The following is a 26,045-nucleotide window of genomic DNA, read 5'->3' on the forward strand; positions in this document are numbered from 1 at the left end:
GCCGACTAAATCATGCGTCTCATTTTGATTTATAATGCAATCAAAAGATGTGACTAAGTGACAGGCCGTCAGCTATACGCTATAAGTCTAAAGATAAGCCCCAAGCAAAAGTGATCGGCGAAACAAAGACTGAATACGCAGGCTGGTTTAGGTGTGGTCCCTTATGCCGTCTTGCCGGGCCTGCCCCGGTATCTCGCTTTACATCTTTTGTAGCTGCCACTTTAGTCGGCAGGCCAGCGTAGCTGGATTTAAACGCTTTTTACCGTCACTCGTATTTACTTCTTGCTTCAAACTGACCGCGATTCAGTATCTACCCCTTACCTGCTACACCGTATAACCATGCATTTATACGCTAAAGCGTGTAAACCATTTTTACTCGATGTATCACATAAGAATTATCCCGGTAATCGCCCTGCTTGGCGTAACAAACCATCAAAGATAGGTTGGCTGATATCTACAGAAAAATCTGGCGGTAACCTAGCGATTATATTCGCAACCACAGCTTCAGTTTGCTGCTTCATCATCACCAACATCTCTTCAGCTTTGCTGGATGAATAACCCACTTGCTCGGCCGTACTTTGTAAATGGCGAGGGGCTATTAACGTCCAATGAAAATGACGATTTTTTCCGAAAAAGGCCATTGCCATTTTAGCTTTTTTAGGATGAATCGACTTACCTGACATTAACGGATAAGCAGAAATAATGTCATACAATGGAGTCATTCGATAAGCACTACCCGGCTCAATAAACACACTAAAATTCTTAGCATGACCATCTATTGCCGCAAGCAGCCAAAACAGAACTTGGCTCTTAAAAAATGTCTCTCTATCATGAGTCGCTTGCTGAGAACCTTTCAGCAACTCCATGCTTTTAGCTATGCCTGGGCCGCTATCTGACTCATATTTTAATGCTGGTGAGACACCCAAAGCCTGACAAAAGTCCTCCTGCGGTAAGCGCATTAACCAACTACCGTCACTAGACCAACGGCGATCAAACCGCTCAACGATAAGTACCTGCTGATCTTCAAAACAAGCAAGGTTTGCGTTCGCCGTCGGCAAGCCGAACTCCTTGGCTATTTGTAGGCACAACCATTCATTTTCAGCACTTTTTCTTAAATCGATATTGTGCTGTGAAAGATAGCCAATTGGCAGCTTAAATATGTGGCTAGTTGGCGTACTCCCTAATGGTCGATGCCACTGCTCTTTATGCCATAACAGTGCTGTTTTTTCCTGAGCTCCGGCCATAGAAATTCGAAAGTCATCCGTTTCTTCAGTCATACCTAGAGGAGCGGTCTGATAGCCTTTTAATAATCGAGCAATATCAGCTTCGGTGAGGGAATCGGCAGTAACGGTATTAACGGGAGGAATATGACTTTCTTCAGGGTATATCTGAATTGCACCAACACAATCTCGACCGATACTGGCCAAGAGGTCAAAAGGTCGTTTAGTTGGGATTTTAAAGCGAGCCTGCATTCGAGTACGAATAGCATCGCTATCAGGTAGCAGATTATCAAAAAAATTGTAAACCGCAGACCCACTATATGGTTGTTCGGATAAAGGCAGCGAGAGCGATATACCACGAGCACCAGACCGTTCAAGCCAATGAGCATCATAACCAAACTGCAAAGCTCCAGACTTCTGTTGTTGCAAGATACCAACAACAATGCCATTAAGCGCAACGGTTAAATTAGCCATCACTACCACTCCTCCTGCCAGCCAGAGCCAATACTGCTGGGTTTATCTCTTTCTGCCAAATGGAGTTCTAACCCTAGCTCAGACAGCAACTTAAACAGCGTTTCAAGCTTGGTGCCATCGGGGTTATTTTCAAAAGCAGAAATAGTAGACTGCTTAATAGCCGCAAGCTCAGCCAACGACTGCTGACTAAGCTGGCGCTTTTTCCGCTCATCGCGAACCGCGTGAGCCAACATACCCGCCGTTGTTATTCGCAAAATCACCCCCTACAGCAAATAAAATAACTTTAACCCCTGTAGGGGGTAAAATCAATTTATCCCCTATAGAGGCTAAAGGCAGAGCAATTTTTAAAACGTAAGGAACCTTTGAAGGCCAATATTGAATGTTGAAATAATTTGAAAACCATCCAGCTACATAGAGTTACGTAGCTAAAGCGAGGGCAACATAAATGGGGTTTTGTAGGCGAACACTTGTTCTCGCATTAAGCCGCAGGCGTAACCGGCAAATCTATCCTGCTCCACAGGACCACCAGCTAAAGCAGCGGCTACAAAAGACGGTGCTTTTCTGAAAACTAACGACTTCCAGCTGCCCGAAATGCTTGTGTACACCTTAATTTACGGCGCACAGCTTTATTTTCGCTTTGTGCTCGGCGCTGCCCTTAGCCGTCTTCCTGACGAAAGTCAGGATCTCGCTTCGGTTTTAGTTTTATCCTTAGCTGGGCGCCGGGCGCTTGGTGCTCGGCGCTGCTCTCCCCTATTTCTGGGTAATTCCAAAATAACGCATGTGTAGCGCTCGCACTTTATCCATTAACTCAGGCACTGGGCCTAATACGGTTACATCTGGCGCTACCTCGTTAATGGCCAGCGGCTTAACCGGTGATGGCGGCAGCCCCCATTCATTGCACCACTGAGCAAACTGTTTACCCGAGCAAATGTACACCACTCGCCCTAAGCCCGCCCACGCATGGGCTGCAGCACACATAGGGCAATGCTCACCGGTGGTATACATAGTGGTTTGCGCGCGTTCGGTTTCGCTTAGGTGCTCCCCCGCCCATTGCGCCAACGCCAACTCGGGATGAAAAATGGCATTGATATGAATTTGATTATGGTCTTCGGCCAGCACCGCGCCTTCTGCCGACACCAACATAGAGCCAAACGGCTGGTCGCCTGCATTCAATGATTCTTCCGCCAACGCCAGACAACGGCGCAGGTGTCGTAAGTCTTGTTCGCTTAATGTCATTAAAGCCTCCTGCTTAACAATCGCATTCATCTGTTTAAATTAAAGAGCTCTTTGCCACGTTTCTTTGCGACGAGAGCGGAATAACACGGAAAAAATAGAGCTAAAATCAGAACATGTTTTACCTGTCAGACCAAGCCCTCTAATGGATATTAGTAACAAAGAGTAGTGGTAGATAACTCTTTGGCTTTTTAAGAGCAAACTTGTGCTGTCGAGATCAAGGTAAGCCCACCGTGAGTCTGATACTGTACCAAACAGGTAACCACTCTTCATAGCAGAACTATGTCTATCGACTACTACCAACAACAAGCTGAGTCTTTCTATCAAAGCACGATAACAGTGGACATGACACCACTGTATCAACGCTTTTTGCCCTATGTGCCCGCTGGTGGGCACATAGTCGATGCCGGTTGTGGCTCGGGTCGAGACAGCCTGTATTTTGCTAACCTAGGCTTTACCGTTAGCGCTTTCGACGCTAGCCCCGCGTTAGTTGAACTTGCCCAACAGCACACCGGCCTTCCTGTTAGTTTGTGCCGTTTTGAGCAGTTCACCGCCACCACGCCCGTTGATGCCATCTGGGCCTGCGCTTCTTTACTGCATGTACCTCGCAGCGAACTTAGTCATGCCATGGCGCACTTGGCCGCACAGTTAAAGCCCAACGGTGTTTTTTATTGCTCATTTAAATACGGCCAAGACGAAGTCAGCCGCGAAGGCCGTCACTTCACTAACCTAGATGAGTCTAGCTTAAACGAGTTAATCAAGGATTTACCGTTAAGCATCATCGAACAATGGCAAACCAGTGACTTACGCCCCGGCCGAGAACACGAGCGCTGGCTGAATGCTATCTGCAAGAAAGGTGTAAGGAAAGATCCAGCATGAGTACACCACAACTGCTCGTCGGTGGCGGCCCCAACGATCCGAGCTTTAATCAGCCGCTACTCGATACTCTGCTCAACGCCATCAACCAAACCAATGCTGATAGCCAAATTACCATTGCGGTATCGTTTATCCGTCACAGCGGTTGGCGGCTTTTGCATGACGCCCTATTTGAAGCCTTAGATCGTGGCGTAGCACTACAGATTATTACCTCTGATTATCTGGATGTAACCGAGCCCGTGGCCTTACGCGAAATGATGCAGTTAGCCGAGCGCGGTGCCCTCGTTCGTATTTATGAAAGTGCCAACAATGTCGGCTTTCACCTTAAGTCGTACCTGTTTATTCAGCAGCATACCAGCCAGCACCTGACAGGACTTGGTCTAGTCGGCTCTAGCAATATTTCCCGTGCCGCACTTACCCAGTCGTTAGAATGGAATTGGCAACTAAGCGTTGATAATGATATCAACAGCCCTGCTGCTATCAGTTTGCTGGCGCTAAAAACACAGCTAGTGCAACTCGCTACAGACTGTCGCCTGGTGCCACTGACACATGCTTGGATCGATGGTTATCTTGAACGCTACCAGCAAAGCCCCTTAACGCAGCTTCGTCTGATCACCGGCGATACTGCCAGCGACGATGAAACGCTGCGCGAAACGCCATTACCCAATGCGGTACAAGAAGAAGCATTAGCCGCCTTACACCAAACTCGCCAACAAGGCTTTAAACGCGGCTTAGTGGTAATGGCTACCGGCCTTGGCAAAACCTGGCTCGCCGCCTTTGACGCGCGTCAGCTGCATGCTAAAAAACTGCTGTTTGTGGCGCATCGCGATGAGATTATTCGCCAAGCACAAGCCACCTTTATTCGCATGAACCCCAAGGCGCACACCGGCTTATATAACGGCCAACAACAGCAACAAGCCGACTGGCTGTTTGCTTCGGTGCAAACCTTAGGCCGCGCCGAACACTTACAACAGTTCGCTCAAGATCACTTTGACTACATTATCGTCGACGAATTTCACCATAGTACTTCGCCAACCTATCGAAAATTATTGGATCATTTTCGGCCGCGTTTCTTACTCGGACTAACGGCCACACCAGACCGAACCGACCAAGCCGACATTCTCGCCCTGTGCGACGATAACCTAGTGTTTGAGCGCGGACTGCGCGATGCCATTGTCGATAAGCACTTAGTACCTTTTATCTACCAAGGCGTGTTTGATGAGTTTATAAACTACGACGAGATCCCGTGGCGCAACGGTCGCTTCGATCCTGATGCTCTGGATGCCGCTTTTGCCAGCCAAAAACGCGCTCAGCATGCGTTGAAAAAGTGGCAAGAGTTTAAGCAAAGTCGCACCTTGGCGTTTTGTATATCCACTCGTCACGCCGACTTTATGGCGCGCATTTTTAACGAAGCAGGTATTAAGGCTGCAGCTGTTTACTCAGGCTCTGCCATGCCACGTAATCGGGCGCTCAGTGAATTAGCAGAAGGGACATTACAGGTTATTTTCTCGGTCGACTTATTTAACGAAGGCACCGACTTACCCGCTATAGATACCCTGCTGATGCTGCGCCCTACTGAATCTCGCATTGTCTTTTTACAGCAACTCGGTCGCGGTTTACGTCTGTGTGAAGGCAAAACGCACCTGATGGTTGTAGACCTAGTCGGCAATCACAAGGCCTGCTTATTCAAACCCGAGTTACTGCGTGCCATTACTCAAACTAATACCGAAAATGGATCAACAACACCCAACTTGCCCGACGGCTGCTTTATCAACCTAGATCCCGAGCTGATCCCACTAATGGACAAGCTGCGCTATGGCGGCCGAGTAAAAGTAGTGGATGATTACCGTCGCTTAAAAGATGAGTTAGGTCATAGGCCCACGGCGGTACAAGCTTTTCAGGCAGGGTTCGATTTTAGTAAGTTACGCAAGCAACACGGCAGTTGGTTTGAACTGACGCTAAGCGAAGGCGATCTACCGGAAAATTCGGTGATCGTGTTAGACAAACTCAGAGACTTCTTACTCACCGGTATAGAAACCACGACGCTAGTCAAAAGCTTCAAGATCATCTTGCTACAAGCCTTATTAGAGCTTGATGGTCTGCGCCACCCACCCAGCCTAACTGCACTGGCCGAACAATCGCGCTACGTGCTAGATCGCCACCCCGACTTATTACAACTCGACTTACCAACAGCACAACAAGCCATGAGTGCCGACTCAAACACTTGGCTGACTTACTGGAAAAATAACCCCATTAAATTCAGCACTAGCGGCAATCAAGACTCACAAGCCGACTATTGGTTTACCGTCGCCGACGAGCACTTCACGCCGCGCTTTACCCTGCCAGAAAATGAACTAGAAACCTTACACCAAATGATGCAAGAACTAGTCAACCTGCGTCTGGCTGAGTACCGCCGCCGCAAAGCCGAGGGACTGGCGAGTATCACAACTTCCAGAGCCGTTAGCCTGCCAAATATCATGAAACAGCCCTAATTCCTCTGCCTGAAAATTGCCTGCAGCCATTTTAAAACCGGCCGCAGCGACAACGCCGAACTGACGGCTATACAGGATCAATACGGCCCACTCGATATTAAACGGCACTTTCTGGCCAGAGCCTGTGGCCATTCGATGAACGGCGGCAAGCAGCCAATACAAGACGGCGACCTGCTACTGCTCGAACAAATAAGCGCAAGCAGTGCGGGTTCCACCAGCAATCAAATCATCGCCATCGAACAGCAAGACGCCACCGGCGGCGACCAGTATCTGCTGCGCATAGTGAAGAAAAATACAGACGGCAGTTACCGACTACAAGCCAGCAACCCCGGCTATGAAGACCTCACCGTCACCGACGACATGAAACCTTTTGCACGATTGAAGGGCGTTATCATATAAGACTCTCAGCACTAAATTTTTGAGAGCTAATTACTTAACGGCTCTATATACCGGCACTTGGGAAAAGCACTGCAGCCCCAAAATTCGTTACCGGCTGAACTGCCCTTCTTAGCGACTCTTAACGTCATTTCTGAGGCGCACTTAGGGCAGCTCTTTTTGTGCTCCTGCTTCAAGTCGCTGCTTGCGCTCACTTTGCCTATTACGCTTGATTCTCTTGATTCAAGGTTCTCGAATGATTGAGTATTTGCTGCTGCAGACACTGCTTCTCTCGCTGAAGAATCTCCCAGAACGACTTTCAATGCATCGCGTACGTCACTGATTTTGTAGCCAGATTTTGCGGAAAAGCGGATCAAAGGAAAAATGGCTGACTCGCATGCATCTTCTAAAAAAGCATCCCTCACCTGTCTTTTCGCACTGTTATGAGATCTATCGTCTAGTTCTATGGCGCATAAGAACGATAAATCATCTTTGCTACACAGCACAAAGTCGAAGTGCTTGGCCGATATTTTATTAAACGCCGTTTGCCACACGCCTTTCACCGTGCTTTTTTTCGGCGTAAGTACATCAGCTACGCGTACTTTGCCAAAAATAAGTGCGTCATCACCCACCGCTTGGCTTAACACGCCAAAAAATGATCGTTCGGCGGGAGTGAAAATTGTATTTAATCTTTGATACGGATGAATTGATTTTTTACTACGAGCTTTAACACTTAGCAAGGCCACAACAATAAAAAACAAAACACTTATAACAGTCATTAATGTGGACGATGTGAACATTTCCATATTCATTACTTTGCTTCCTTTCTTATGCAATTACTTTAAACCATCAAGTAATATCTTAGTGATGATTAAACATTACGTATTTCACTCACAACGCACTAGCGGCCAGGTTTTATCGCCATCGCGGGAGATCACCAGATATTTATTATCAAAATTCCTTAGCTCCATGGCTGACGAAAAGTGTTCTCCTGAATCCACGCAATTTAAGTTAACTTCACTTCAATGCTATTTGGTGTTTGTTCTCCGATGGCTGTTACTTCACAGTGTTGTTCGTAACCACTCACCTCGGTGGCGCTGATGATCGCATCAATATTAGGTGAACCAAATTCAAGCATCTGTTCACACATCTCGGACTCTTCCCAAAAACCATAGAATTGTAAGCGCCCTTAAATCAGCACTTTGGCGCTTAAATAAACACTTCGCGAGCGTGTTAGCTTAATTTCACGTTCCATGGCAGCAGGGCTTCGAGTTTTTCGAGCGTGTCGGCGACGATAATGTGATCAAGAATGTGTTTAATGTAAGCTTGCGGATCAAGGTTATTCGCCTTGGCCGTTTCTATTAGTGAGTAACAAGCCGCACTGGCTTCTGCGCCTTTGCGGGTATCGGCAAACAACCAGTTTTTACGACCAATGGCAAAGGGCCGGATGGCGTTTTCAGCCATGATATTGCTGAGCATCAGGTCGCCGCGTTCGCAGTAGCCGATAAGGTATGGCCATTGATTTAGGGTGTAGTCGATGGCAGATCTCAATGCGCCGCCTTTCATAATTTTGCCCACGTTTGTCTCAAGCCATTGCTTAAATTCGTTCAGTACCGGCACGCTAATTTCTTGTCGCGCCTTTAAACGCGCTGCATCGGTTTTATCCGCTAGGTTGCTTTCTACGCGATACAGTTTGCGGATATAACTGAGCGCGACATCCGCTTTACTCGCGACACCGTTTTTAGCTTTGTCTTTAGAGTCAGTACTTTTATTGGCTTCAACAAATTTACGGCGTGCATGATCCCAGCACCCAATACGAATAATGCCGTTTGTTTTGCATACTTTACTGTAACCAGAATAGCCATCCGCTTGCAGCACGCCGTTAAAATCATCGAGCAGGCGCACAGCTACGCTACCTGCACGCGAGGGATCGTATTCAAAGAGCACGCTGAGTTGACTGGGCGGCCCACCTCGAGTGACCCACATCCACTTATCAGATTGTGCTGTTTTTCCGTCTTCTTTCAGCACTTGTAGGCGGGTTTCATCGGCTTGAAGATAATCACCGCTGTTTTGTGCCTCACGCATCAGGTGCAGCAAGGGTTGAGCCGTGTCAGCGAAGCGCATGCACCATTGCGCCATGTTATTACGGTAAATCGCTTGGCCTAGTCTTTTGAACTTACCTTCTTGACGATACAGCGGCATACCATACAGATATTTGTCAGTAATAATGTGCGCAATCAGTGCGGTAGTGACCGAGCACTTACCAAAGGGATGCACCGGACGTTGCGCGGCCATCATCTGGTCTTCTTGGGCGCCGCTGTTAGACGTAAACACTGCTTTTTCTTGCCAGTGCTCTAACACTTTGAGTTGAGCGGGGATGTAGTGCAGCTCTTCTTTCACTTTGGTGAAGAAGGTCTTATCGGCACCGGCTTTTTCAAGTTCAGTCAGCGTATGCTCAATGCGTTCGCGCACCAGGTTTGCCGAGAAACCCCGTTGGCGTGTCTGACGTGCTTTGCGCTGCTGGGTAATCTCTTCGCCTTCTTCACGGGTTTCAGGCAAAACGTCAAACAACTCATCGAGTTGGGTTTCCAGCTCGGCTTCATCAAAGAGATTGAGTTGAAAGGTGGATTTTTCGCTGCTAGCACTGAACTTCTGCGTTTTCAGCAGACGGTTCATTTCTTCCAGTAGCTCGATACGACGATGGGCTGCGTTTAACTCGCTCTTTTGTTTGTCTACAACCGTTTGGAATTCTTGCTGCATTTTAGCCAGCATCAAACGCAATTCAGCGGCACTGAGACCGCTTAAATCAGGCGTTTTAATGGAGGTGGATGGCGTCTTTTTCATGGTGAAATGATAGCAAAACATACCCTAAAAATCATCTTTAAAAGCAGCTAAACCCAGCAATATCAGGCTATCCAAGGCTGTCGTACTGTAGCTTTTTATGGCCCTTAAATAAGCTGATATCGTAGCCATCGAGCAGCCAATTTATTTGCTCACCGGTTAAGGCTAATAGCTCATCGGCAGGCTTGGGCCACTTGAATTTTTCTTCTGCCAGCGCTTTGTAATACATCACAAAGCCATTGTCTTCCCACATAACACATTTGATTTTATTGCGTTGGCGATTGGTAAAAGCATACAGTGCGCCGCTGAACGGGTTATGGCCCAGCTCTTGTTCAACCAGCAGCGCCAAGCCGTTGGCTTGCTTCCTAAAATCAACGGGCGCACGGTACAAATAGATTTCTGACATCTGCTTCGCAGGTTGTAAATAGCGCATCTGCATTACACCTGCCTCAGCAGTGCTAACACAACATCTACATTATCGGCATTGACGCCTGAAAAATGAATGCCGCTGGGCAAATGGACGCTAAGTTCATCACTCGAGTGACGGGGCTCCACAGATAATGGGACTACCTGAGCAAAGCCCGCGGACGTTTCAGTCGACTCCGTTTGCTGGAATTTTTTACGCCAATAATTAAACTGTCCGTAATTTAAATCATGCTGCTTACAAAAAGCCGCACCAGATAAGTCCGATTCCTCTGAGGCAGCGATATGCTGCTGCCAAGCTTGCCGCCGCTCTTGCGTTTTCATAGCTAATACCCCTTTCAAAATGAGAGGTATTAGTGTGATGCTGTAAGGATAGGGTTAAAAGATGCTGATTTAAGGGCGCTTACATAGAATTGGCTAGGTATTTTAGCCCCAGCGGCTTGCGCAGTCCACAGGCCACTCGGTGATCAAGAAGAGGCAACAGAGATCGGCCTCCCACGACCGTGTAATGCCAAGGATGGCATTTCCCGAGCCCCCATGGATGGGTTTATGGCGTGTCGTGAGAGGCGACTGTGTTGCCTCTAAATCTCAGGCTCAACGTTGGGCATATTCTTATTCAAATTAGTATCGAGTTGCATATAACGATCCCAACAGACACTCCATAACCTCAAAGAGGATGAAGGGATCGACCCCAGCGACCATCACATGACAGGGCCGAAAGTGCTCCTGCCATTTCGGCACTTCCGCCTTCCATAGCGGACGGAGGTCATATATTTGAGCGTAAAGGAGCCGAGATGATTGCGAGACATTAAGTGGAAGTATTTTGTGGCCTTTCCCAAAAGCAAACCGCGAGATACCGGGGCAGGCCCGGCAAGACAGCATAAGGGACAACACCTAAACCAGCCTGCATATTCAGTCTCTGTTTCGCATGTCACTTTTGCCTTGGGCTTATCTTTAGACTTATCGCTTACAGCGTACGGCTTATGGCTTTTAGTTCATAGATTGCCGCGTCGCTACGCTCCTCGCAAAAGCAGGCCCATTCGGGCAGCCGTACGTCTAACGCTGTACGCCTTACGTTCAAGACAAACGCCATCTTTGCGAGTGCAGTGCAGCGAAGCAATCCACTTTATTTGGCTGATCGCGTAGGGCTTACAGCTGACGGCTTACAGCTTTCCCTTCGATCTGATCCCTATTTTTCCGTGTTCTTCCGTGTATTCCGTGGCAGATATATCTTTAGGTTCTAACATCCCGCTGAGACGGGACTGCCAGCTAAAGCGTCAGCCTACAAAAGATCCGTGAAGGGTGAAGGGTGAAGGGTGAAGGGTGAAACGTAAAGGGGGAAGAGGACGACATAGAGCAAAGGTCACTGCTCGCCTTACGTTAAAATAAACGCCGTCATTGCGAGCGCAAGGAAGCAATCCATCTTTTCGCTATTCACTTACGACTTATAGCTTATGGCTTTCAGTCCATGGATTGCCGCGTCGCTCACTCCTCGCAATGACGATTTAACTTAACATTCAGCACTAAAAATTCAACACTGCCCTGTGCTTCTGCCTGTCACTTTTGCTTGGGGCTTATCTTTAGGCTTATCGCTTACAGCTGACGGCTTTCCCTTCGATCTGCTCCCTATTTTTCCGTGTTCTTCCGTGTCTTCCGTGGCAAAAAAATCTTGATGTCATGTAGCAGAATTCGAGAGCATGGCTCGCCTACAAAGCATGGCTTATGTAGGTTTAGGGACAGTGTTTATTCTTAGGCTTGCGGCGGTATTAAAACCGTCTTCTTGCTCGTTGTTGGCGCATCGATTTGCGCTCTTGCTTGCTAGGTAGGTGTTCTCTTTGGTCGAGTACGCTTTTTAAGTCTTGATATGCCTGTCGCCATACGGCGGTGTCTTTAGAGCGAACCTCGCCAATCGCTAATACTTTTTCTAGCTCTGGCAACACCGAGGTTTCTGGGCACGCAAGCAATGCCTTGCGGCGATTCATTAATGTGCCGGTGTGCATTGCCTCTAGCTCGGCAATGGTTTTAGGCTCAACCGACAGCTTAAATTGAACTGTCGGTTTAGAGGCAAGTTGGGTCTTAGGCTCGACTAAGGTTTTTGATTTAACTTCTTCAGCCATTACGCTCAATTACTCCTTTTGAATATCAGTCAACGGAGCACAGTTTAGCCCAAACAGCGCAAACAAGCTTACCCACTGTAAATATTACTGAAAAGCAGCGCCTAGCGCCCAGCTCCCAGCGCCAAAGAAAAACTACCGTGCGTGCTTTGTAGTCCGTCCCTTATTTTATAAAATAACTTTGGCGGCCCTGCTGGGCAGGATGGTTTAAAAATCTCGCTGAGGCGGGACTAGCAGCTAAAAGCTAGCCTACAAAAGAGCCGTGAAGGGTGAAGCGTAAAGAGTGAAGAGGACGGCATAGAAAAAACCACACAGAACAATCCGTATTTGAAGGATTGACGTTATAGGGCACAGTGCCAGTGCCAGATACCGAGGCCGTCATGCCGGTACTGAATCACGTTCAGCATGACGAAGCCTCGGTACCGATATGACGGCAGAAATAAAAAACCCGAACCAATAGGTTCGGGTTTTTTTATGCGGTTAATTCAACATTAAAAATTAAGCATTCAACATTCCCGCGCAGCAGGTCAGCCTTAAGCTTGTTGCTGCGCTAGTCTCGCGTCACGCTTGAGTTTAAACGGGGCAAAAATAAGCGCGAACACTAAGAACAGGCCGAGGTAGCCAATAAGTGGGTAGAAGAAAGCGACCAATTTAGTGAAGCCGGCGAAGCTGGCAACAAAGCCAATTACTAACGTAGCAATACTAAAGCCGTTGCCCCTAGGGGTACGCATCTCTACAAAGCGCGCGACAAAGGCGTAGAACATGCTGGCGCCGGTGCTGAAAATCATGCCGAACAGTACAAACGACATGGCAGTAGCCAGCCACGGTGAAATGCCGTCGATGATTTTAAGCAATGGCAAAGGATAACCAACGATGTTGTCGATTTGCGAGAACATAGCCAGGTGGCTGATCATGATCAGCACGCCAACGCCCAAGCCGCCGAACAGGCCGCCCCATTTGGCGATGTTTTCATTTTTCTCGGCACCACCTATAACTAGGGTCATGGCTGCGCCCACGGCAATATTGAATGACACATAGTTGATGGCCGATACCAGCCAGTGCGGCAGAGTAGACTCTACGCTTTCGGCAATGGGCGCCAGCTCGGCAAAGCTACGGTCCATGGTTAACAGGCTGTAGCAGCAAATAAGGACCAGTGCCAGCACCAGAAATGGCGTTATGCTGCCAATCAGCCCTACTACGCGCTTCACTTTCAGCATCAGGGTGGCGCCCATGAGTAGGGTCATCACTATACTGCCCACATAAGCGGGTAAGCCAAACTGCTGATTAAGCATAGAGCCTGCGCCAGCGATCATCACCACGCCTACGCCAAACAATGTAAAGATGATCACGTAGTCGACGATAACGCCGATATAGCGACCGCTGATTTGGTAAATCACGGTTTTATGCGAATTGGTGCTGGTGCGGCTGCCCAACATGGCGAGCATCATGCCCAAATAAGCGAACAGTGCCGTGGCCACTACGGCGGCGGCGGTACCCATGTAACCAAAGCTGGTAAAGTACTGCAGTACTTCCTGGCCGGAAGCGAACCCCGCCCCAACGATAATGCCAATGAATGCACTGGCTATTTTCACTATATTCCACATGATCGTCTAACAATCCATTTAATAGCCTGTCAGCTGTGCGCCACAAGCGTGCCTAGACAACAGATGCTGTTTAAACATCCACAAGGCGCGAGACCTTAACAGAGTAGTGACCCAATAGACATCCGACCTTAGGTTATTTTGTTGCGAAATCAGTTAAAAATAGCGGTGTCCTGCGTTAAATTAACCAACAGGACCCAGTCGGGCATTAGCCAAGCTTCGAGGTCGGTAATGATCCACACGCTGCCAGCGCGCCCATACCGAGTCGTCTATGGTCACCTCCACCGCCTGCTGGCCCTCTTTATCACGATACAGATCGCGGTAATAGCGACCATCGCCGTGGTGAAACCAGCGCCGATAATGACGATAGAAACCACCCAAAAACTGGCGAAACGAATCGACAGGGGGCGTTAGCCAAGCATATTCTTCGGGTAGAACGGGGGTAAGCACTAACCCTGCCGCCATGGCTTTTTGTTGCATCCAAGCCAGTGGTAAATCGGCGAGTGGATCATTAAGGTAACCGCCCCCCACATTGGCATGAGCACCAATAAACCAGCGCTGTTCAACGTCTAACTGAGCGGGCTTTTTTTGGCCGTTAGGGCTGGTCCAAGGCACGGTGTTATACACGGCTCTGTGTTCATCTAGCGCTATGGCTTGATAAGCGCGCTCTACTATTTTAGATAACCTGGTATCGTGCCAAGAATAGGTGCCCCGCTCCGACAATAACGTGCCCGGTATGCCCAACGCACCGACGGTGTCCCATACCCCCAACAGGTGTACTTTGATCTCTTGGCTGTATTCGCACCTAAATTGTTGGCAGAGTTCACCGTCGGGAGCCGCGTTTTTATTGCGGTATAGCCGTTCGGCGGCCGCTAATTGAGTAGGTGTAACAACGTGCAACAAGCCGCATTTTCGGATCATGCCCACCATGCTTCGTCCGGTATAAGCCCCACGGCTAAAACCGAACACCCATACTTCATCGCCCGGCCGATAATGCCGCGCCAGCCAGTCATAGCCCTGTAGTAGGTGCTTGCTTAAGCCGACGCCAAACATGCCGCCCAGCAGCCGAGTCGTATCGGTGGTGCCAACCCCTGGACTATAAAAAAAGCGCTGGCGGCACTCGCCGTCAAACGGCGCTATGCTACGCGCCAACTTAATAACATTGGTGTTGTGTTGCGGGTCGTTCCAGGTGCCGTCGAACAGCACAATTAATCGTTGTGGCTGATAAGACATCAACTTGCCCTCCAACAGGTAGCTTGCATATAAGCCTATGCCAGAAAGCGAAACATGGCGCCGAGCTAAACACATGGAGGGGGATTGGGGATTGGGATTCCGTGGTAGATCTGATTTTTGGTAGTTAAGCCGTCATCCTGACGGGGTTTGTGAAGTGTAAAGGGGGAAGTGTAAAGCGAACAAGCTACCCAAACCCACATAATTGGTTTTTTTGTAGGCTGCCGCTTTAGCTGGCAGTCCCGTCTCAGCGGGATGTTAAAATAAATCCAGCTACGCTGGCCCGCCGAAGTCCTCTTTACCAAAGAGATGGGCGGACTACAGAAAACGGTGTGTATTTTTAACCAGATGCTGGGTGGCGCTTAAGCGCCTTGTCTTATTTACCGGGATATTGGATTTATTATGTTGAGTGTTAGCGATCAAACTCAGTTGGATGCGTTGCTGACCAGTCATTCGGCGGTGTTGGTGTTGTATGGCGGCCAGGCCTGCGGCGTGTGCCATGCGCTAAAGCCACAACTGCAACGGCTGCTGGCCGAGCAATTTCCGCGCATACAAGCCTGTTATGTCGATTGCCAGGCTGCTGGCGGCGCCTTGTGTGCCCAGCAGCGCATTATGGCGCTGCCGGTGGTGCAGATCTGGTTTGAAGGCAGCCGCTTTACCGAGTTTTTCAAGGTGTTTTCGCTGTCCGATATTCGTGCCGCCCTTACCCGACCTTATACGCTGTTGTTTGAGGCTGAGTAGCTATCTGCAGGCGGTAAGCGATAGTTCCCTCTTCCTGTCTTGCTCCAAGAGCTACCCAACAATCGATTACGCAACTTTTATACCCACTGCCTACCCTAGATATGAGCGCATCATTTTCCAAAAGGACTTATAGGTAAAGGGGTGGCCTCAGCCTAAGGCGGATGAAGGGTATCTTCAACACCAAACCAAACACAAAAAATAGTATTAAAAAAGCCCCTAGCTATAGAAAGTAGGGGCTTTTAAAAATAGAGCTTAACTACTCTGTAATTTAAGCAGCATCAATCTGAGGTATATTCATACCAATTCGAGAGCTAGCAAAGCTCATATCACCACTAGCGATTGACTCAGCTTTAAAGCCAGAACCAATTAAATCTTTAATGTATAGCTTATTATAAATAAACATGAACACTATGCTACTTAGGTTAAAAGTAAACGATGCTAATAACAGCATGATCACTGCCCACTTCCAATCACCACGAAAAAGAGGAGGAAAAAATCCGAAAAAGAATACAGTCCAAGAGAAGCCAACAGGCGCTTCTTTTATGGCGCCAGTGTTAGGGTTTTTAAATATTATTGAAGTAAAAGCCATGTCGTTCATCCTTAAAATAAAGAGTAAATTAAATTTAAACCACTAGGGTCTGCAGTGATTCCTGCCGCGTTGGTACCACTAACAATACGCTTATTTCTAGTTTCTTCAGGTAAGTCGTTAATGTAGTAATTCACATAATAAATTGTAAATAAGAACGTATAAAATCACTTCATCCTAAGATAAAGCTTATGTTCATTTAGTTACCTAATTTATCATTAAAGCCCGTATACATTAACGTAGAGGTGCTCACCACTATCTGTTATCTCAACCGTATAGGTAATCGGCAACCTACTCGTTTTATTATTATTTTTTGCAGTAACATCTAGATCTGCAGAGCATTCATGTGCCCCTGTTTGTTCGTTGGTACTTGTCGTTCTTATCGCATCAACAGAGTAAGTGAACAGTTTTGCGGCCTCTGAACCTAACTGACTAACCATTTCAGAATCTGCTATCTCTTTCACTAAATCTACTGTTTCAGTATCTCCACACTTTGGCACCGTCTGTGAACAGCCACTAATGCTAAGTAAAATACCAACACAAGAAATAAGTAAAATACCTTTCATTTCCCTCACCTTATATCACGCCATTAAAATAAAAATCATGGCCGATTCGCTTTATAAAAAACAAACAAAATACAAGGCCTACGCTTTCAACATTCTCTTTTGAGTCTATTTTGAAGGGAAACAATATCTAAATCAATCGCAAAGTGCATTTATTGACATGCATTTTGAAATTATTGTTAATGGTTGATATATGAACAATAAAACTTACAGTACTAAAACAAAAAGGCCCAGCTTAGCTGGGCCTAAAACACCAACAATAACAAATACTTACACCCCGACGAGTGCGCCTTGTGCTACCCAGCCGGTGTAACTGATATAGATGATAAGTAGTAAACCGCCGTCTATACGATTAATGCGCGCTGGACGACCTTTAAAGCCATAGCCCAGTACAAATAGCGATAGTGTTAACCCTATCATCACCACAAAGTCACGACTGAACACTTCGCTGGCCACTTCCATGGGGCTGATCACCCCCGCTAATCCAACAACCGCTAGTGTGTTGAATAAGTTAGAGCCAATGACGTTACCGATGGCTAAGTCATGCTGGTTTTTGCGAATGGCGGCAATAGACGAGGCGAGCTCGGGCAGCGAGGTACCAATAGCCACCACCGTTAAGCCAATAACTAAGTCACTTACGCCAAAGGCTTGAGCAATATCGACGGCACCCCACACTAAAATACGTGAGCTTACCACTAATAACAGCAAGCCGACGATTAACCAGATGATAGCCTTCTTTAGGCTCATCGGATTGTCGTCCAACTCTTGGGCCTCTTCACTGCCCATGCTGTCGGCACCGCCCTTCATGCCCTGCTTAATACTCCATCCCATTAGCAGCACAAACACCACCAGTAAAATAGTGGCGTCGGTACGCGTTATCATGCCGTTCCATAATAGCGCCAGCGACAATAAGGTAATGAACAACAAAATAGGCAGCTCTTTACGCAACACTTGCGAATGCACCGCTATGGGGCTAATCAGCGCCGTTACCCCCAATATTAGGCCAATATTAGCGATGTTAGAGCCATAACCGTTACCCAGCGCTAGGCCAGGGTTGCCCTCCATGGCGGAGATCACCGACACCACAATTTCCGGTGCCGAGGTACCAAATCCTACAATGACCATACCAATTAATAATGGCGGCATACCGGCGTAACGGGCGGTCGCCGAGGCGCCATCAACAAAGCGGTCGGCGCTCCAGACCAGCACGGCTAGGCCAAGTACAATGGCCGCAATAGACATCAACATAGGTAAGCCCCCACATGAACGACATGACTAGTATTTAATAGTTTGGTTTTGTTGAGTTTTTTTATAGCAGATAACATAAAAGGCTCTTAAGGGCGGGATCTTAAATACCAGAGTCAAACCCAGTTCCCGCCCGGAAAATAGGTTTAACTCAGGTCTCATCAATCCGTTAGGACACCATCACCATAAGCATGCGGCTTAGAGATTGTTGACGATGGTTTCGGCTGGCGCCGAACGATTACTCCCCCAAGAAGCGTACATTGTGCCAGCTTGCGGCGGTCAAGAAAAGACCCAACATAGCGGTATTTAAGAAGCTATTATACCAATTCCATTCAACAATCGATCTGTGCGGTTACTATACCAGCCCCGAACAAAGGGCCCGCCCCATAGACCCGCTGCAAGCACATCCTTGTGGCGCTCAGCACATGACCTCCCTGTCATGTGATGGTCACTCGTAGCGTGTCATGGGAGGCGGCTGTGCTACCTCTGACGTTCCGACCCAACAACTGAACAAATACTTAATGTGATTGGTATTAGCAGGGCCTATTGATATGGGCCCTACTGCCAGAAAAAGCCGGATGCTGAACGCCTCCTCTCATGCTCACTTTTATCACTCAAACGCTCTACATGCTCGGAAAGGCGAAGTCGGAAGCCTGGTGGCTGGCGCGCTCCGGCCAGCGCTGGGTGATGGTCTTGCGGCGGGTGTAGAAGCGCACCGAGTCGGGCCCGTAGGCGGCTAGGTCGCCGAACAGCGAGCGTTTCCAGCCGCCAAAGCTGTGGTAAGAAACCGGTACCGGCAGCGGCACGTTGATACCGACCATGCCTACTTCTATTTCATCGCCAAACAAGCGGGCGGTCTCACCATCACGGGTGAAAATACAGGTGCCGTTACCGTATTCGTGAGCGTTGATAAGCTCGATAGCTTCTTCTAGGCTGTTAACTCGTACCACGCACAGTACCGGGCCAAAAATTTCTTCTTGGTAGATACTCATTTCGGGCGTGACTCGGTCGAACAGGCAACCACCAATAAAATAGCCTTGCTCATGGCCGCTCACGCTCATACCGCGTCCATCCACGGTCAGCTCTGCGCCCTGCTCTACCCCGGCGTTGATGTAGCCTTCGATTTTGGCCAGGTGTTCTTTGCTGATCACCGGGCCCATGTCTTGACCGCACAGGGTACCGGGGCCGATTTTTAGGCCGCGGATCTGAGGATCCAACTTAGCGATCAACGCATCGGCTACCGCATCCCCCACGCACACCGCCACCGAAATGGCCATGCAGCGTTCGCCGCAGGAGCCATAAGCGGCACCCATCAGGGCACCAACGGCATTATCAAGATCGGCGTCGGGCATCAGCACCGCATGGTTCTTAGCGCCACCCAGCGCCTGTACTCGTTTACCGTTGGCGGTGCCTTGGGCGTAGATGTATTCCGCTACTGGAGTGGAGCCAACAAAGCTAATGGCCTTAACGTCTTTGTGGGTCAGCAAGGCATCCACTACCGTCTTGTTGCCGTGCACCACGCCAATGACGCCATTGGGCAGACCAGCCTCTGCCAACAGCTGGGCGATCAGTAACGAGGAGCTGGGATCTTTTTCCGACGGCTTGAGAATAAAACAGTTACCGCAGGCGATGGCCATGGGTAGCATCCATAGCGGCACCATGGCCGGAAAGTTGAACGGTGTGATGCCGGCCACCACGCCCAGCGGCTGAAAATCAGACCAAGCATCGATATTGGGGCCCACGTTACGGGTGTAGTCGCCTTTCAGCAGTTCGGGCACACCACAGGCGTACTCCACGTTTTCGATGCCCCGCTGCAGTTCGCCGCGGGCGTCTTCTAACGTTTTGCCGTGCTCTTCGCTGATGAGCCGGCAAATATCATCGGCCCGCTCTTCCAATAACTGTTTAAAGCGAAACATCACCCGCGCTCGCTTGGCCGGCGGCGTATCGCGCCAGGCAGGAAAGGCCGCCTTGGCAGCAGACACCGCCTCGGCCACCAGACTTTCGTCACCCATGCAAAGCTGGCTGCACACCAGACCGGTGGACGGGTTATAGACGCCAAGGGTGGTGGTGCTGTGGTGGCGTTCGCCATTGATCAGGTGAGGAATAATGTTCATCTGGTGATCCTTATGCTTGTGAAGTAATGCCGCATAACCGGCGTGGTTCTGTTGCCATTCTCGCACTCTCTCTTGTCGTTCCCGCGAAGGCGGGAATCCAGGGTTTGTGGCGCAGAGCTGTCAGCCATAGAGCTGACTACAAAGGCACTGGACCCCCGCCTTCGCGAGGGTGACGATAAAGCGAGTGTCATTCCTGCTAAGGCGGGAACCCGGAACCCACATAAGTTATGCGTGATTACTTATACCAATTAGCTGAAACGTTTAATCCCGGTTCGCAAATCATTTCCCGAGACTATTCAGCTGGACAATGCCGACTTTACCACCCATTTTTGGCTATTACTGCCCTATTTCCCCAACTAAGCCGCCCCTTCAAGCGCTGCCTCTGCCTTGAAACATTCGAAGGTATACGCTTGTTTATTGATCCATATCAGCATTATTTCTCCCAGCCACCCACATAATTGCATTTAATATGCACATTTAGTTCGGCAATAAGCAGGGAGCAATGTATGAAGCTAAATAAACTTGTCGCCGCAATCGGTATGGCGTTTGCCTTAACCGCTCAAGCAAATAGCTTGCCGGTTATTGATGCAGTGCTAACGTCTCCGCCCATGGTGCCCCCTCCTATTAAGCGGGACCACGCTGCTAAAGTAGTGGTAAAAATGGAGACGGTCGAAAAGGTCATGGAAATTGCCGATGGCGTAGAATATATGTTCTGGACCTTTGGTGGCTCTGTGCCTGGCCAGTTTTTGCGTGTTCGCGAGGGAGATGAAATTGAATTTCACCTTTCTAACCATCCCAGCTCTAAAATGCCTCACAACATCGACTTGCACGCGGTAAATGGCCCAGGAGGCGGCGCGGCAGCATCTTTTACGGCACCCGGCCACACCTCGGTATTTAACTTTAAAGCATTGCATCCCGGACTTTATGTGTATCACTGTGCCACCGCACCGGTGGGCATGCACATTGCCAACGGTATGTATGGCCTCATATTGGTTGAGCCAGAGGAAGGCTTGCCAGAAGTAGATAAAGAATACTATGTAATGCAGGGCGATTTTTATACTAAGGGCGCCTATGGCGAACAGGGTTTTCAACCCTTTGATATGGATAAAGCCATAAAAGAAGACGCCGACTATGTGCTGTTCAACGGTTCAGTTGGCGCACTCAATGGTGAAAAATCATTAACGGCCAACGTAGGCGAAACCGTGCGTTTATATGTGGGTAACGGCGGGCCTAATTTAACGTCATCTTTCCATGTGATTGGCGAAATTTTTGACAAAGTTAATGTTGAGGGAGGCACCTTAGAAAACCATAATGTACAAACTACCTTGATTCCAGCCGGAGGCGCCGCGGTTGCCGAGTTTAAGCTCGAGGTACCTGGCAACTTCATTATGGTGGATCACTCTATTTTTCGTGCCTTTAACAAAGGTGCTCTCGGCATGATTTCGGTTGATGGCCAAGAGGATAAAGTGGTGTATTCGGGCAAAGTGGCCGAGAACGTCTACTTGCCAGAAGGCTCAGCGGTGCAGAGCATTCCTAATGGTCGACCTAAGTTAGTGGCAACGAGCAAAGACGATCAACTGCTGTTTGGTAAGCGGGTTTATGAAGCTAACTGTCAGGCGTGTCACCAAGCGGATGGTAATGGTATTCCTGGCGCCTTCCCCCCATTGGCAAAGTCTGACTTCTTGAATGAAGACACCACCCGTGCCATTGATGTGGTGATACACGGCTTGAAGGGTCCGATTAAAGTAAATGGTAAAGCGTTTGACAGCATTATGCCGGCCATGAGCTTATCTGATGAAGATACCGCTAACGCCTTAACCTATATACTTAATAGCTGGGATAATAATGGCGCGGTTATTTCACCCGACGACGTGAAAGAACGCCGCGACGAAGGCAAGGCCATCATTATGGAAGGGAGTGCCCACTAATGATAACGGCGCTGTTGCTTAGCGTAACTATATTGCAGGCGTCGGTGCCGTTTATGGTCGAACTTCCTCGCGGGGAGGTTCGACCGCTTTACCTGACTAAAGACAGCCCACTTACGCAAGGTCGTTTACAGTTTCAGCAAGTCGGCCTACCCGGCGGACCAGAAGCACTGATTAACAAGTTATGGCTTTAAAGAAAGCTGTCAGCCGTAAGCTGGAAGCGGCAAGTTAAAGATAAATACCGTTTTTATAGTCCGGCGTTTCAGCTGCCGGGCCTGCGGAGCAGGATGGTTTTTAACACCCCGCTGAGACGGGACTGCCAGCTGAAGCGGCAGACTACAGAAAACCACCCTATGCCGTCTTACCCGTACTGGGTCAAGCCCGGCAAGACGGCACCGGTATCTCGCTTTTCGTATTTAAAGGCCAAACCCGAGATCCTGATATTTATCAGGATGACGGCAAAACCCACCGTATTTTGTAGTCCGGCGCTTTATTTATTCTTCCAGCTCTTGTATTCGGGCTTGCAGACGGGCGATTTGGGCTTGCAGGTCGCTTACCTGTTGTAACAGGGCTTGGTTATCTTCGGCGCTGCCCGTGTCTGCATAATGTTCGTAGTCGGCATCACAAAACAAATGGCCGTAACGCGCGTCGCGCTTACCGGGTAATTTGGCCAGCTTGATGACGTAAGGGCCTTTATCAATCAGGCTTTGTAAGCTTTCTTCTACGCTGGGCACATCGCTAAACTGATGTAAGCGCGGGGTGCGACTGCGCAGTTCGCCTGGGGTTTGTGGTCCGCGTAATAATAATTCGCAAATAATGGCCAGCTCAGCGGCACTAAACTGCAGGTCACCAAACTCAGTATTACAAAAACGGTGCTGATACTTAGCAGTGCGGGCATTAAAGTCGGCACAGTTATTTACCTGATGCCGTGCCGATAGCGAATCCAGAGCCACTTGTAGCTCGGCCTCGGTGATGCTCATCACCGGCTGGCGATTACTTTTTTGATTACAGGCATTAAGCAGTGATTTCAGGGTGAGCGGATACACTTCGGGCGTGGACACCTGTTTTTCGATTAAACAACCAATAACTCTTTGTTCTAATAGCGAAAGCACTTCCATATACCAACTCCTCTATTTTATGCTCCAGCCTACCGTACAAACCCCGAAACACCAACGAATACCTAGATTCACGCCGCGAGCGGTGGCAGGCCATAGGCGGCTCGAGCTCGATTGCAGGCTCCTTCCGCATCAAAGGCCTCAAACTCACGGCAGGGGCTAGGTCGGTTGAGATAGATACTGCAAGAAACACAGCCGCCAACCTCTCCTTCTAGCGCAATACAACGGGGCTGTGCCTGATTGGTGCCCTGCATCGCCATCTTAGCCGGACTCACCGGCTCGGTCAGAGATTCGGGTACCAGAAAATCGCTGAGGGTCTCGCCCCAGTAAAATGAAACGCGAAAAAAGGCGCAGCAGGCGCCGCAGGTCAAACAGGGATTAGCACTACTCACAACGTCTTACCTCCAGGTAAAACTAAAAACAGTGACAAAATACAGTGAATCGAGATGACGGAGCTGTCTCCGTAGGATCTGGCAGTAGAAGGAAGGCGGGGCGTGCCAGACGAGTGTCGGTTACACGGCTTGTCGGTGTGTTCTCCTTGGTAGCATGGCATAAAAGAGCCATCGCCATAGTGGCATAAGTCGTGACATAAGTAGTCATATAAGTGATAACGCGAAAAAATTCTGAACGGCTCCCCCCTCAGCTGATGACATCTTTATTTGATGCTCCAGCCCCGTCATCAATAAATACAAAGACTTAAAGTAAACCGCCCGCCTACTACGACGTTTCTTCAGTAAAACAACGTAACTTACTCAAGTATCCGCTTTGACTGCCGATAATAAAACATATCTTTAACATTACTTGCACGCGTCCGTAGGAAAAATAGACACCGAGATCCAGCGCAAAGTATATGCAGTCTGTAGCCCTAATATATGCGACTAGATTATAAGTCGTTCTTGAACACGTCATTACTAAAGGATCTAGTTGTATGAAAATAGCTCACAAGGTTGGTATCGCCGCCGCCACAGTGCTGCTGCTAACGGTCAGTATTTTGTCATGGATGCAGCTATCGCAAGTAAGGGACGCCCTGCGCAGCCAGACTTCGGCTGCGATCACCGAAACCAGCTCGACTCTAGCAAAACAAATAGAAAACTGGCTTAACTCCAAACTCAAGCTGGTTGATATGATGGCCCAAAACATCAATAACCAGTATAGCTCGGAACAAGTGCAGCGCGTGTTCGACACACAGATATTAAAGGAAGAGTTTCTGCTGGTGTTCGGCGGGCTGGAAAGCCAGAACGGACGCAGCATTGGCAATGATCCTAGCTGGAATCCGTCTGACTGGGATGCGCGCCAGCGCCCTTGGTACCCATTGGCTAAACAAGCAGATAGAGCAGTACTGACTGAACCCTATGAAGACTCAGCAACGGGTGACATTCTGATTTCGGTGGTTTCCGCCATTCGCGCCAACGGCCAGTTTCAAGGTGCCTTCGGCGGCGATCTCAGCCTGCAGACTGTGGCCGAAGCCATTAACGTCATCGACTTCAACGGCGCCGGCTATGCGTTTCTGGTGGCGAAAAACGGCAATATCATCTCTCACCCCGATACTAAGCTCAATGGTCAGTCCGTCGACAGCCTGTTTGAGGGGCAGCGCCCGACCTTCAGCCCTGCCATCGCGCATTATTCTCTGGCTGGTCAGCCCCACTGGGTCTCTTTTACTCCCCTGACCGACCTGCAGGGTGCTCAATGGTATATAGGTGTTGTTCTGAATGAAGCCATGGTGATGGCCAAGGCCGATAGTCTGCAGTGGCAGGCGTTGCTGGTTTCGGCCCTAGGCGTATTGATAAGTCTGGTACTGCTGATCCTGCTGATGGGTAATCTGTTCAAGCCACTGAATGGCCTGCACCAGTCTCTAAAAGACATTAATGGCGGCCAGGGCGATTTGACTAAACGGCTCCCCATTTTACGCCAAGATGACTTTGGCCTAGTCGCCAATGAATTCAACGGCTTTTTAGGTCATTTACAGAAGCTAATCGGCGAAGTGATGGACAGCTCTCACAAACTGAGAGCCAGTATTAATGATACGTCTGGGCAATCGGAGCAGGCTGAAAATCAGCTACAGATGCAGCTGCAGGAGCTCGATCAACTGGCGACTGCCATGCATGAAATGGCGGCTACCGCCAACGAAGTAGCCCAACACGCCCAGCACGCAGCCGAAGCCGCCAACGCGGCCAATCTAGAAACCGAACAGGGAGCATTGGTTGTATCTCGCTCAACACAGGCTATAGAGCGACTGGCGGCAGACATGGAAGACACCATGATATCGGTGAATGAGCTGGCACAACTGAGCCATAACATTGAGTCGATTCTGTCTGTAATCACCGGCATTGCCGAACAAACCAACCTGCTAGCGCTGAATGCGGCCATTGAAGCCGCTCGAGCCGGAGAGTCAGGGCGTGGCTTTGCCGTGGTGGCCGATGAAGTACGCTCGCTGGCCTCTCGCACTCAGCGCTCAACTCAAGAGATAGGCGGCATGATAGAGCGTCTGCAAAGTGGCGTTAAGCTGGCAGAGAACAAGATGAAGAAAAGCCAAGAGTTGGCGGCACAGACCTCGGTTGATGCCAGCGAAGCTAACGATGTGTTGGCCCGCATTCGCGATGCCATCACCCGCATTAACGACATGAACCTGCAAATCGCCACCGCAGCAGAAGAACAAAGCGCCACCAGCGAAGAGATAAACCAGAACACGACTAACATCCGTGATATCAGTCAGCATGTGGCCACCGGTGCCGTGGCACAGGTAAAACACTGCCAGGCTATGCTCGAACAGATGCAGCGCCAAAACAAACTGCTAGGCGAGTTCAAGGTGTGATCTCACTTTAATATCAGTTCACCCTCAAAGGCGCCTGCAAACGGGCGCCTTTTTCTTTCCCCGGC

24 protein-coding genes are annotated in these 26,045 nt (G+C 49.1%); 7 read left to right on the forward strand and 17 right to left on the reverse strand.

The annotated features are described in order from the left end of the window. Positions 1-395: 395 nt before the first annotated feature. The 3 genes from ACFQ1C_RS02385 to ACFQ1C_RS02395 form a co-directional block, all read right to left on the reverse strand. Complete coding sequence (locus tag ACFQ1C_RS02385) at positions 396-1,694, reverse strand: type II toxin-antitoxin system HipA family toxin (protein ID WP_379556929.1); 1,299 nt, start codon at positions 1,692-1,694, stop codon at positions 396-398. 2 nt (positions 1,695-1,696) lie between these two features. Then, a complete protein-coding gene (locus ACFQ1C_RS02390) occupies positions 1,697-1,948 on the reverse strand; it encodes a helix-turn-helix domain-containing protein (protein ID WP_379556930.1) in 252 nt (83 codons plus the stop codon). A gap of 496 nt (positions 1,949-2,444) precedes the next feature. Further along, positions 2,445-2,930, reverse strand: a complete 486-nt coding sequence (locus tag ACFQ1C_RS02395) for a nucleoside deaminase (protein ID WP_379556931.1) — start codon at positions 2,928-2,930, stop codon at positions 2,445-2,447. Positions 2,931-3,209: 279 nt separating this feature from the next. Between ACFQ1C_RS02395 and ACFQ1C_RS02400 the strand changes: the two genes are divergently transcribed. The 3 genes from ACFQ1C_RS02400 (at position 3,210) to ACFQ1C_RS02410 (ending at position 6,694) form a co-directional block, all read left to right on the forward strand. Further along, positions 3,210-3,806, forward strand: coding sequence for a class I SAM-dependent methyltransferase (locus tag ACFQ1C_RS02400; protein ID WP_379556932.1), 597 nt, complete (start codon positions 3,210-3,212; stop codon positions 3,804-3,806). Continuing rightward, complete coding sequence (locus ACFQ1C_RS02405) at positions 3,803-6,295, forward strand: DEAD/DEAH box helicase family protein (protein ID WP_379556933.1); 2,493 nt, start codon at positions 3,803-3,805, stop codon at positions 6,293-6,295. Before ACFQ1C_RS02400 ends, ACFQ1C_RS02405 begins: the two co-directional genes overlap by 4 nt. Before the next feature lie 111 nt (positions 6,296-6,406). After that, entirely contained in the window at positions 6,407-6,694 is a 288-nt protein-coding gene (locus ACFQ1C_RS02410; protein WP_379557058.1) for a S24 family peptidase, read from the forward strand. 26 nt (positions 6,695-6,720) lie between these two features. Here the strand turns inward: ACFQ1C_RS02410 and ACFQ1C_RS02415 are convergent, their stop codons facing one another. From ACFQ1C_RS02415 to ACFQ1C_RS02450, 8 genes are all read right to left on the reverse strand, one after another. Continuing rightward, positions 6,721-7,482 (reverse strand): DUF2726 domain-containing protein, encoded by a 762-nt coding sequence (locus tag ACFQ1C_RS02415; protein ID WP_379556934.1) that lies wholly within the window; start codon positions 7,480-7,482, stop codon positions 6,721-6,723. A 194-nt stretch (positions 7,483-7,676) separates the two neighbouring features. Beyond that, positions 7,677-7,820: a hypothetical protein gene (locus ACFQ1C_RS02420; RefSeq protein ID WP_379556935.1), complete on the reverse strand. Its 144-nt coding sequence runs from the start codon at positions 7,818-7,820 to the stop codon at positions 7,677-7,679. A gap of 83 nt (positions 7,821-7,903) precedes the next feature. After that, entirely contained in the window at positions 7,904-9,514 is a 1,611-nt protein-coding gene (gene tnpC, locus ACFQ1C_RS02425; protein ID WP_379556936.1) for an IS66 family transposase, read from the reverse strand. Between the two features lie 67 nt (positions 9,515-9,581). Next, entirely contained in the window at positions 9,582-9,944 is a 363-nt protein-coding gene (gene tnpB, locus ACFQ1C_RS02430; RefSeq protein WP_379556937.1) for an IS66 family insertion sequence element accessory protein TnpB, read from the reverse strand. Positions 9,945-9,949: 5 nt separating this feature from the next. Then, entirely contained in the window at positions 9,950-10,258 is a 309-nt protein-coding gene (tnpA, locus tag ACFQ1C_RS02435) for an IS66 family insertion sequence element accessory protein TnpA (RefSeq protein WP_379556938.1), read from the reverse strand. A 1,442-nt stretch (positions 10,259-11,700) separates the two neighbouring features. Beyond that, the gene (locus tag ACFQ1C_RS02440; protein ID WP_379556939.1) at positions 11,701-12,051 is read right to left on the reverse strand and encodes a hypothetical protein; all 351 of its coding nucleotides are present in this window, start codon (positions 12,049-12,051) and stop codon (positions 11,701-11,703) included. Positions 12,052-12,581: 530 nt separating this feature from the next. Next, on the reverse strand, positions 12,582-13,652 hold the full coding sequence (locus ACFQ1C_RS02445; RefSeq protein ID WP_379556940.1) for a YkvI family membrane protein: 1,071 nt from the start codon (positions 13,650-13,652) through the stop codon (positions 12,582-12,584). Positions 13,653-13,832: 180 nt separating this feature from the next. Next, on the reverse strand, positions 13,833-14,882 hold the full coding sequence (locus tag ACFQ1C_RS02450; protein WP_379556941.1) for a DUF2235 domain-containing protein: 1,050 nt from the start codon (positions 14,880-14,882) through the stop codon (positions 13,833-13,835). Between the two features lie 399 nt (positions 14,883-15,281). Here ACFQ1C_RS02450 and ACFQ1C_RS02455 point away from each other — a divergent pair, with 399 nt between their 5' ends. Continuing rightward, positions 15,282-15,620, forward strand: a complete 339-nt coding sequence (locus ACFQ1C_RS02455) for a thioredoxin family protein (protein ID WP_379556942.1) — start codon at positions 15,282-15,284, stop codon at positions 15,618-15,620. Between the two features lie 268 nt (positions 15,621-15,888). On the opposite strand, the gene ACFQ1C_RS02460 is transcribed toward ACFQ1C_RS02455, so the two are convergent. The 4 genes from ACFQ1C_RS02460 to ACFQ1C_RS02475 all read right to left on the reverse strand — a co-directional run bounded on the left by ACFQ1C_RS02460 (position 15,889) and on the right by ACFQ1C_RS02475 (position 20,128). Continuing rightward, entirely contained in the window at positions 15,889-16,209 is a 321-nt protein-coding gene (locus ACFQ1C_RS02460; RefSeq protein WP_379556943.1) for a hypothetical protein, read from the reverse strand. Between the two features lie 215 nt (positions 16,210-16,424). Further along, positions 16,425-16,772: a hypothetical protein gene (locus tag ACFQ1C_RS02465; protein WP_379556944.1), complete on the reverse strand. Its 348-nt coding sequence runs from the start codon at positions 16,770-16,772 to the stop codon at positions 16,425-16,427. A 267-nt stretch (positions 16,773-17,039) separates the two neighbouring features. Next, on the reverse strand, positions 17,040-18,017 hold the full coding sequence (locus ACFQ1C_RS02470) for a calcium/sodium antiporter (RefSeq protein ID WP_379556945.1): 978 nt from the start codon (positions 18,015-18,017) through the stop codon (positions 17,040-17,042). Between the two features lie 620 nt (positions 18,018-18,637). After that, positions 18,638-20,128, reverse strand: coding sequence for a CoA-acylating methylmalonate-semialdehyde dehydrogenase (locus ACFQ1C_RS02475; protein ID WP_379556946.1), 1,491 nt, complete (start codon positions 20,126-20,128; stop codon positions 18,638-18,640). A gap of 506 nt (positions 20,129-20,634) precedes the next feature. On the opposite strand from ACFQ1C_RS02475, the gene nirK reads away from it, so the two are divergent. Further along, positions 20,635-22,056 (forward strand): copper-containing nitrite reductase, encoded by a 1,422-nt coding sequence (gene nirK, locus ACFQ1C_RS02480; protein WP_379556947.1) that lies wholly within the window; start codon positions 20,635-20,637, stop codon positions 22,054-22,056. Continuing rightward, complete coding sequence (locus ACFQ1C_RS02485; RefSeq protein ID WP_379556948.1) at positions 22,056-22,247, forward strand: hypothetical protein; 192 nt, start codon at positions 22,056-22,058, stop codon at positions 22,245-22,247. The genes nirK and ACFQ1C_RS02485 overlap by 1 nt, the downstream gene beginning before the upstream one ends. A gap of 300 nt (positions 22,248-22,547) precedes the next feature. Here the strand turns inward: ACFQ1C_RS02485 and ACFQ1C_RS02490 are convergent, their stop codons facing one another. Both ACFQ1C_RS02490 and ACFQ1C_RS02495 read right to left on the reverse strand, forming a co-directional pair. Continuing rightward, on the reverse strand, positions 22,548-23,171 hold the full coding sequence (locus ACFQ1C_RS02490) for a YceH family protein (protein ID WP_379556949.1): 624 nt from the start codon (positions 23,169-23,171) through the stop codon (positions 22,548-22,550). A gap of 68 nt (positions 23,172-23,239) precedes the next feature. Next, positions 23,240-23,560 carry a YkgJ family cysteine cluster protein gene (locus tag ACFQ1C_RS02495; RefSeq protein WP_379556950.1) on the reverse strand — a complete coding sequence of 107 codons (321 nt, stop codon included), beginning with the start codon at positions 23,558-23,560 and terminating at the stop codon, positions 23,240-23,242. Positions 23,561-24,096: 536 nt separating this feature from the next. Between ACFQ1C_RS02495 and ACFQ1C_RS02500 the strand changes: the two genes are divergently transcribed. Then, on the forward strand, positions 24,097-25,980 hold the full coding sequence (locus ACFQ1C_RS02500) for a methyl-accepting chemotaxis protein (RefSeq protein WP_379556951.1): 1,884 nt from the start codon (positions 24,097-24,099) through the stop codon (positions 25,978-25,980). Positions 25,981-26,045 lie beyond the last annotated feature (65 nt).

Source organism: Oceanisphaera ostreae, assembly GCF_042676125.1.
In the GTDB taxonomy this organism is placed as follows: Bacteria; Pseudomonadota; Gammaproteobacteria; order Enterobacterales; family Aeromonadaceae; genus Oceanimonas; species Oceanimonas ostreae.